We start from the raw sequence: 8,610 nt of genomic DNA on the forward strand, positions 1-8,610 counted from the left end.
GGGCGTTCGAGCGCCTGACGGGGCATCGCGCCTACAACGAGTGGGACGAGCCGCGTCGGTCGGACCGCTAGAGCGTCGCGGCGAGCGGATCGAAGCCGTCGGGCAGCAGCGGCACCGGGCCCACCGTGCTCTCGACCTTCACGAACTGCTCCGTCGCAGCCGAGTCCTGCGCGGACAGCAGCACGTCGACCACGTGGCGGCCGAGCTCGCCGGAGGCGACGTGCGGCCGGTCGGCGGCGATCGAGCGGACCATGTCGAGCACGCCGAGGCCGCGGCCGGTGACCGTGCCGGTCTCCTCCACGTCGATCCAGGTCTGCTCGTGGGGGTCGCCGTCGCGCAGCACGCCGAGCGGCTTCACGTACGCGGTGCGCCCGGTGAACATGTTCGGGTCGGGCAGCACGATGGAGCCCTCGGTGCCGTGGATCTCGAGGATCCCGTGGCGCTCCAGCGCCGAGTCGAAGCTGAGCAGGCTCTGCGCCTGCGTGCCCGACTCGAACGCGGTGAGGATCTGGATCGTCGACGGGACCTCGACCGGGAACGTGTCCCCGGCGTTCGGGCCCGTGTGGATGCGCCGCTGCTCCTGCTTCTTCATCCCGACGGCGGCGATCCGGTCGACGGGGCCGAGCAGGCTGACGAGTGCCGAGAAGTAGTACGGGCCCATGTCGAGCAGCGGGCCGGCGCCCTGCGCGAACAGGAAGCCGGGGTTCGGGTGCCAGAGGTCGGGGCCCTGGGTCTGGAACGCGGTCTGCGCGAACAGCGGCTCGCCGATGACGCCCGCGGCGATCGCGCGCTTCGCGCTCTGGAAGCCCGGGCCCAGCAGCGTGTCGGGGGCGGAGCCGATGCGCACGCCGACGGCGCGCGCCTGCTCGAGCAGGCCGGCGACGCCGTCGCGGCTCAGGCCGAGCGGCTTCTCGCTCCAGACGTGCTTGCCGGCGCCGATCGCGGCGGCCGAGACCTCCACGTGGACGGCAGGGATCGTCAGGTTGACGACCAGCTGCACGTCCGGGTGCGCGAGCACGTCCTCGGCGGAGCCCCACGCGGGCACGCCGTGCTTCTCGGCCTGCGCCCTCGCCCGGTCGACCAGCAGATCGCCGACGACCAGCACCTCCACGTCGGGGAACGACGCGAGGTTCTCGAGGTAGGTGTCGCTGATGACCCCGACGCCGATGATGCCGACACCGACGGCGCTCATCGGACGAACCCGCCGTCGGTGAGGAAGGCGTAGGAGGCGGCGACGTCCTCGAACACGTCGCCCGGCGCGTGGTCGTACTCGATGACCGCGTACTGCAGCGCGGTCGCGGCGCGCAGCGCCTCGGCGAGCGCGACGTCGCCCTCGCCGGCGCGGCGCTGGTCCAGGCTGTCGGAGCCGAACGCCGGGGCGCCGGGCGCGAACGGGTTGTCGGCCGGCGCGACGCCGTCCTTGATGTGCTGCGCGACGAGGCGGTCGCCGAGGCTCGCGGTGAGGGCGACGACGTCCTGCCCGCCGGTGAGCGCCCAGAACAGGTCCAGCTCGATCGCGACGCGGTCCTCGGTCAGCTCGACGAAGCGCTCGTAGGCCGTCCTCCCGTCGAAGGAGGCGATGAACTCCTGCGCGTGGTTGTGGTAGCCGACGGTCAGGCCGAACCCGGCGGCGACCTCGGCCGCGGCGTTGATGCGCTCGGCGATGTCCTGCACGCCGTCCTCGGTCAGCCAGCGCTCCGGCGCGACGAAGGGGTCGATCACGGTCCGGATGCCGATCGCGGCCGCCGCCTCGAACACCACCTCCGGCTTCGGCGTCGGGATGGAGCCGTCCGGCGTCCACAGCGTGTCGGACAGCAGGGGGGCGTGACCGGTCGGCGAGGCGAGCCCGGCGGCGTCGAGCGCGGCCCGGATCTCCTGCGGGCGGCCGACGAAGTCGAACGCCTCCACGTTCTTCAGGCCGATCGCGGCGAGCCGGTCGAGCGACCCGGCCATGTCGGCGGAGAACTGCTCCGCGAGTGAGTAGAGCTGCACGGATGCTTCTGGCTGGGGCACGTCGTCCTTCTTCGTCACGTCGTTCTGTCGCGGCACCGCTCGGTGCCGATCCGACGCTACACGGAAACCTCCGCGTGGAGGTATCTGGGTTCCGAACGCCTTACGATGCCCCCATGACCGACCACGCGGAGGAGCCGTCGCGCGCTCGCGGCTCCTATCCGAAGGGGGTCGCGCGGCGGCAGGAGATCCTCGACTCCGCCATCGAGGTCTTCGCGCAGCGCGGTGCCGACCGCACCAGCCTGCGGGCGATCGCGGAGGCGGTCGGTGTCACGCACGCGGCGCTGATCCACCACTTCGGGTCGCTCGAGCGGCTGCTCGTCGAGGTCTACACCGAGTCCGCCCGCCGCCTCGAGCGCGAGGCGCCGATCCCGGACGAGGTCGGCCCGGTCGAGGCCATGCGGCTGTCCGCGCAGCGCAACCGCGGGGTGCCCGGCATGGTGCAGCTGTACACGAGCCTCGTCGCGACGGCGCTGGAGGAGGGGCACCCGGCCGCGACGAGGTTCGCCACGGACCGGTTCGCGGCCGCCAGGGCGACGCTCGCCGCGCAGGTCCGCGCCCGCCAGGCGACCGGAGCCGTCCGCCCCGACCTCGACCCCGACCAGGTCGCGGCGCTCGTGATCGCCGCGTCGGACGGCCTGCAGGCGCAGTGGCTGCTCGACGCCGACGTCGACCAGGTGGGCGCGCTCGCGATGCTCGACCGCCTTCTCGGCGACGGCGCGCACCGCGACGGACGCTAGCGGGGCCCTCCGCTGCCGTCCCGCCGGTGAGCACCGGGAGGTCGGCAGCGCAGGGCCCCGTCAACGGCGTTCGGCGGACCTAGCCGGACTTGCGCTTCGCCGCCGTCTTCTCCTTCTTGTCGATCCGCTTCTCCTTCAGCGTCTTCGCCGCTGCGGTCTTCGCGGTGGTCTTCTTGGGGGACTTGTCGGCCATGGTGGCTCCTCCTCGAGCGGGACTCGATCCGACGGTACGCCCTGCGGCTCGACGCCGTCGGGCTCCGCTGACCGGCTCGCACCCCTCCCGCCGGTTCCTCGCCTACCGTGGATGCGGAGACCATCCCCATGACCGAGCAGCGCGCACCCGACTCCCGCCTCGCCGCGGCCCGCTACGCCGCGGACCGCGTGGCGGGCGCGGAGGAGGACGACCCCGTCGACCGGGGCCAGGCGACGCTCGACGAGCGGTCGATGGCGGTCGAGGTCGCGATCCAGCAGGCGCAGCGCCGCGGGGACTTCGACGGGCTGCCGGGCGCGGGCAAGCCGCTGCAGGACCTCGGCGGTGTGCACGACGAGCACTGGTGGATCCGCCGCAAGATCGAGCGGGAGAACCTGACCGGGCTCGGTCCGCCTGCGCTGACCCTCCGCACGGAGGACGCGCGGCTGGGTGACCGCCTCGACGCCCTGAGCAGCGAGGCGCAGGTGCGGGAGGCGCTCGAGGACTTCAACCGGCGCGTGCGGGAGGCCCGGCGCCAGCTGCTCGGCGGCCCGCCGGTCGTCACGCGGCCGCGCGACGTCGACGCCGAGGTGGCGGCCTGGCGGCGGCGCGCCGGGGAACGCCGCGTCGCGCGCGAGCAGGCGCTGACCGAGGAGCGGGCCCGGGAGGCCGCGGCGCTCGCCGCGATGCCGTGGCGGGAGCGCCGCCGGGCCAAGCGGGCGAAGCGCGGCTGATCGCCCGCTTCGCGGATCCGGATCCCTCTCGCGGATCCGGATCATCTGGGCGACACGCCGCTGCCCAGCGGATCCACGCGGCGTGTCGCTCCACCGGTCCGGATCCGCGGCAGCGATCCGGATCCGCGAGAGGGAGGCGCCGGCGGTTGCGCCCCCGAAGCCCCGCCTGCACACTGGCCGGGCAGCGATGCTCCTCGATCCGGGGAAGTCCGCTCCCTCCCGGTCCGACCGACCGGGGGATGTCCGCGAAGACATGGTGCCGCCACCCGGCGCCGGACCGTTCTCCCCGTGTCGAAGGCAGGCCCTCCATGGCGCAGTGGCGCATCCGCGACTTCCATCCCGACGACGTCGACGGGATCCTCCACCTCTGGGAGGAGCTGCGCTCGACCGAGGTCGAGCCCGTGTACGGCCTCGCCGAGGTGCTCGCCTCCTGCGAGAAGGACCACGCCGTCGTGGCGGTGCGCGACGACGTCGTGATCGGCGCGGCGGTCGGCCGCGCCGCGCACGCGCAGGGCTGGATCGTGTTCCTCTCCACGAGCGTCGCGTGGCAGCGGCGGGGGATCGGCGGCGCGATGCTCGCGGCGCTCGAGAAGCGGATGGCGCCGCTCGGGCTGTCGAAGCTGTCGGTGCTGCTGCCGGACGCGCAGCTGCGCACCGACGCGTTCGCCGCGCAGGGGTTCGAGGCGAAGCAGAACCTCCGGTACTTCGAGCGCCGCATCCCGGTGCAGCGGAAGGAGCTGGGGCCGCTGGCGCAGCTGGGCGGCCGGGTGCTGCCGCGCGGGCTGTGGGAGGCGATCGGCGGGATGGGGGAGGAGAAGGACCTGCTGGAGCGCCGGCTGGTGATGCCGCTCGCCCAGCCCGACCTCGCCGACCGGTTCGGCGTCGTGCCGCCGAGCGCGGTCGTGCTGTTCGGGCCGCCCGGCACCGGCAAGACGACGTTCGCCCGCGCGATCGCCTCCCGGCTCGAGTGGTCCTTCGTCGAGGTCTTCCCGTCCCGGCTCGCCGCCGATCCCGCCGGGCTGGCGGGCGCGCTGCGGCAGACCTTCACCCGGATCGCCGACCTCGAGCACGCGGTCGTCTTCATCGACGAGGTGGAGGAGATCGCGGTCCAGCGCGGCGGTGAGCCGCCGTCGGCGATGCAGGGCGTCACGAACGAGCTGCTGAAGATCATCCCGACCTTCCGCGACCAGCCGAACCGGCTGCTCGTCTGCGCCACGAACTTCATCCGCGCGCTCGACACCGCCTTCCTCCGGCACGGCCGCTTCGACTACGTCATCCCGATCGGGCTGCCCGACGCCGTCGCCCGCGAGTCGATCTGGCGCCGGTACATCCCGCAGCAGGCCGCGGCCGGCGTCGATGCGGCGCAGCTGGTCGCGCGGACCGACGGCTTCTCGCCGGCCGACATCGAGTACGCGGCGCGCACCGCGTCGCAGCGCGCGCTGGAGGAGGCGCTGTCGACCGCGGACCGCTCGCCGGACGAGGCGGAGGGCCCGTCGCACGCGCACTACCTCGCGGCGATCGCGGCGACCCGCGCGACGGTGTCGCCCGAGGTCGCCGCCGAGTTCCTGGAGGACATCGACCGGATCGCCCGGGTGTGACGGGGAGGATGGGGCCATGGACGCCGACGAGGTCTTCCGCGCTGCCCGCGACCGCCTGATCGCGCTGCGGGAGGACCACCGGCGTGCGTCCGCGGAGTTCGTATGGCCCGACGTCGGGGACGCGTTCGACTGGGCGACCGACTGGTTCGACCGCATCGCGCTCGGCAACGACCGCGTCGCGCTGCACATCGTGGAGGAGGACGGCCGCGACCAGCGGATCACCTTCGACGCGATGCGGCGGCGGTCCGACCGCGTCGCCGGCTGGCTGGCGGCGCAGGGCGTGCGGCCGGGCGACCACGTGATGCTGATGCTCGGCAACCAGGTCGAGCTGTGGGAGTCGATGCTCGCGATCATGAAGATCGGGGCGGTCATCCTGCCCACGACGGTCGTGCTCACCCCGGGGGACCTCGCCGACCGCGTCGAGCGGGGCCTCGTGAAGCACGTGATCGCGAACGCCGGCGACGCGTCGAAGCTCGACGGGCTCGCGGGGTTCTCCCGCATCGCCGTCGGCGGACCGGTGGAGGGATGGGCCGCCTACTCGGACGCCGCCGCGTTCGACGGGCCCCGACCGGTCGTGCCCGTGCGATCCAGCGACCCGTGCCTCGTCTACTTCACCTCCGGCACCACGAGCCGCCCGAAGATGGTCGTGCACACCAGGACCTCGTACCCGGTCGGGCACCTGACGACGATGTACTGGCTCGGGCTGCGGCCCGGCGACGTGCACCTCGCGATCAGCTCGCCGGGGTGGGCGAAGCACGCGTGGAGCTGCTTCTTCGCCCCCTGGAACGCGGAGGCGACGGTGTACGTCTCGAACTCCGCCCGCTTCGACCCGGTGGCGCTGCGCGGCCTGCTCGACCGCGACGGCGTCACGTCCTTCTGCGCGCCGCCGACCGTCTGGCGGATGCTGATCCAGGCCGACCTCGGCGCGCGACCCCGAGCGCTGCGCGAGGCGCTGTCCGCCGGGGAGCCGCTGAACCCGGAGGTGATCAGCCGCGTCCAGGAGGCGTGGGGGCTCATCATCCGCGACGGCTACGGGCAGACGGAGACGACGGCGACGATCGCGAACACCCCGGGCAGCCCGGTGCGCAGCGGGTCGATGGGCGTCCCGCTGCCCGGCGCGGCCGTCACCCTGGTCGACCCGATCTCGGGGGAGGAGGCGGACGAGGGCGAGATCTGCCTCGATCTGCGGCAGCCGGCGCCGTTCCTGATGGCGGGCTACCTCGGCGTGCCGGGCACCGGCGCCGGCAGCGCCGAGCGGTGGTACCGGACCGGCGACGTCGCGAACCGCGACGCCGACGGCGTCATCACCTTCATCGGCCGCACCGACGACATCTTCAAGTCGTCGGACTACAAGGTGTCGCCGTTCGAGGTCGAGAGCGTCCTGATCGAGCACCCCGCGGTCGCCGAGGCCGCGGTGGTCGGCGCGCCCGACGACACCCGGCTGAACGCGGTGAAGGCGTACGTGGCGCTCGCGCCCGGACGGCGGCCGGACCGGGAGACGGCGCTCGCGATCCTCCGGCACGCGCGCGAGCACCTGCCGCCGTACCAGCGCGTGCGGCGGCTGGAGTTCTTCGAGCTGCCGAAGACCGTCTCGGGCAAGATCCGCAGGGTCGAGCTGCGGCAGCGGGAGATCGACGCGGCCCGCGACGGCGCCGAGCTGCCGGACGAGTGGCGCGACGACCGCTTCGCGGAGCTGGGCCGCCGCACGCCCTGACCGCGCTCGACGGGACGCGCGCCGTCGGCCCCGGCGCTACGGTCGGGCGATGACCTCCATCGCGCTCATCACCGCCGCTGACCGCGCCGGCTGGCAGCGGCTCTGGGACGCGTACCTCGTCTTCTACGAGGAGGCCCTGCCGGAGGAGACCACCGACGACGTCTTCCTCCGGCTCGTCGCCGGCGACGGGGTGCACGGCGTGCTCGCGCACGACGACAGCGGCGCGGCAGTCGGCCTGGTGTACTGGCTGCTGCACCCGTCGACGTGGTCGACGAGGTCGTACTGCTACCTCGAGGACCTCTTCGTCGCTCCGGAGGCCCGCGGCGGCGGCGTCGCCCGCGCGCTGATCGAGCACGTGCGCGCCCAGGCCGCGGCGGCGGGCGCGGAGAAGGTCTACTGGCTCACGCAGGAGTCGAACACGACCGCCCGCGCCCTCGACGACACGGTCGCGGACCTGACCGGCTTCGTGCACTACGAGATCGCCGGCTGAGCCGCGCCCTCCCTGGCCAGCAGCGCCGCCTTCACCGGCAGCCCCCACGCGAACCCGCCGAGCGTGCCGTCGGAGCGGCGCACCCGGTGGCACGGCACGAACAGCGCCGGGGCGTTCCGCGCGCACACGCTGCCGGCCACCCGGATCGCGGCCGGGCGCCCGATGGCCGCCGCCAGCTCCGTGTAGCTGAGCACGACCCCCGCGGGGATGCGGCGCAGCTGCGCCCAGCCCTCGAGCAGCAGCGCGGTCCCGTGCTGGCGGACCGGGACGGTCAGCACGCCGTCGAGGTCGCCCGCGTAGTACGCCTCGACCGCCTCCGCCGACGCCGCCGCGCCCGGCACGATCCGGGATGGGCGGTCGCGCGGCGCCAGGCGCTCGACGATCCGCGACGTGCTGTCCGTCCACCCGGAGGAGAGCACCCGCCGCTCCTCGTCCTCGAGGATCGTGAACGGGCCGTCGGGCGTGTCGACGGTCGAGACGGTGCAGGCGGGCACGGGCCGAGTATCGCGCAGTGCCTACGATCGGTCGGAACCGTTCGACGAAGGAGTCACCATGCCCGTCACGTCCCTGCTCGAGCTGCACCTCCGCGAGGACCGGCTGGACGAGGCGCCCGCGCTGATCGACGCGATCCTGCAGCAGACGAGGGCGTTCGACGGCAACCGGGGGCTCGAGGTCGTCGAGGACGTCGCCGACCGCACGCACGTCACCGTCGTGGAGCACTGGGAGTCGCTGCAGCACGACGACGCCTACCGGGCCTGGCGGGCGACGCCGGAGGGGGCGTCGAACCTCGGCGACCTGCTGGCCGGCCCGCCGGTGCTCACCCGGTACGAGGTGCGCTCGACCCTCTGACCGACTCGGCGGCCGGGGTCGACCGACGTCCCCGGCGGGCGCAGGATGGGGGCGGCGGAGGGAGGCACCCCATGACCTGGACGGCCGACGAGCTGGATCGCCTCGCGCGGGCGCAGGAGCTGCGCATCGCGGGCAGGGGAGCCGACGACGCGCTGCGCCGGCTCGTGATCATCTGGGCCGTCGTGGTCGACGGCGAGGTGTACGTGCGCAGCGTCCGCGGCGCGGACGGCGCCTGGTACCGCGGCGTGCAGCACCGGCACGAGGGGCGGATCGAGTCCGGCGAGG

Annotated in this window: 10 protein-coding genes; 7 read left to right on the forward strand and 3 right to left on the reverse strand. The window is 73.9% G+C overall.

Annotated elements, in window-relative coordinates; translation table 11 throughout:
* Positions 1-67 precede the first annotated feature (67 nt).
* Positions 68-1,192 (reverse strand): Gfo/Idh/MocA family protein, encoded by a 1,125-nt coding sequence (locus ACFE60_RS01560; RefSeq protein ID WP_375387077.1) that lies wholly within the window; start codon positions 1,190-1,192, stop codon positions 68-70.
* Entirely contained in the window at positions 1,189-2,013 is an 825-nt protein-coding gene (locus tag ACFE60_RS01565; protein WP_375387078.1) for a sugar phosphate isomerase/epimerase family protein, read from the reverse strand. The genes ACFE60_RS01560 and ACFE60_RS01565 overlap by 4 nt, the downstream gene beginning before the upstream one ends.
* A 113-nt stretch (positions 2,014-2,126) precedes the next feature.
* On the opposite strand from ACFE60_RS01565, the gene ACFE60_RS01570 reads away from it, so the two are divergent.
* From ACFE60_RS01570 to ACFE60_RS01590, 5 genes are all read left to right on the forward strand, one after another.
* A complete protein-coding gene (locus ACFE60_RS01570) occupies positions 2,127-2,750 on the forward strand; it encodes a TetR/AcrR family transcriptional regulator (RefSeq protein WP_375387079.1) in 624 nt (207 codons plus the stop codon).
* A 321-nt stretch (positions 2,751-3,071) separates the two neighbouring features.
* Positions 3,072-3,674 carry a DUF1992 domain-containing protein gene (locus ACFE60_RS01575; protein WP_375387080.1) on the forward strand — a complete coding sequence of 201 codons (603 nt, stop codon included), beginning with the start codon at positions 3,072-3,074 and terminating at the stop codon, positions 3,672-3,674.
* Between the two features lie 308 nt (positions 3,675-3,982).
* Positions 3,983-5,272 carry an ATP-binding protein gene (locus tag ACFE60_RS01580; protein WP_375387081.1) on the forward strand — a complete coding sequence of 430 codons (1,290 nt, stop codon included), beginning with the start codon at positions 3,983-3,985 and terminating at the stop codon, positions 5,270-5,272.
* 16 nt (positions 5,273-5,288) lie between these two features.
* Positions 5,289-6,986: an AMP-binding protein gene (locus tag ACFE60_RS01585; RefSeq protein WP_375387082.1), complete on the forward strand. Its 1,698-nt coding sequence runs from the start codon at positions 5,289-5,291 to the stop codon at positions 6,984-6,986.
* Between the two features lie 49 nt (positions 6,987-7,035).
* Positions 7,036-7,476 carry a GNAT family N-acetyltransferase gene (locus ACFE60_RS01590; RefSeq protein ID WP_375387083.1) on the forward strand — a complete coding sequence of 147 codons (441 nt, stop codon included), beginning with the start codon at positions 7,036-7,038 and terminating at the stop codon, positions 7,474-7,476.
* On the opposite strand, the gene ACFE60_RS01595 is transcribed toward ACFE60_RS01590, so the two are convergent.
* Complete coding sequence (locus ACFE60_RS01595) at positions 7,458-7,970, reverse strand: methylated-DNA--[protein]-cysteine S-methyltransferase (RefSeq protein WP_375387084.1); 513 nt, start codon at positions 7,968-7,970, stop codon at positions 7,458-7,460. The genes ACFE60_RS01590 and ACFE60_RS01595 overlap by 19 nt on opposite strands.
* A 58-nt stretch (positions 7,971-8,028) precedes the next feature.
* Here ACFE60_RS01595 and ACFE60_RS01600 point away from each other — a divergent pair, with 58 nt between their 5' ends.
* Positions 8,029-8,325 (forward strand): putative quinol monooxygenase, encoded by a 297-nt coding sequence (locus tag ACFE60_RS01600; RefSeq protein WP_375387085.1) that lies wholly within the window; start codon positions 8,029-8,031, stop codon positions 8,323-8,325.
* 71 nt (positions 8,326-8,396) lie between these two features.
* The coding region (locus ACFE60_RS01605; protein WP_375387086.1) for a DUF2255 family protein at positions 8,397-8,610 on the forward strand (214 nt) is incomplete at its 3' end.

It is taken from the genome of uncultured Amnibacterium sp. (genome assembly GCF_964245895.1).
Lineage (GTDB): Bacteria > Actinomycetota > Actinomycetes > Actinomycetales > Microbacteriaceae > Amnibacterium.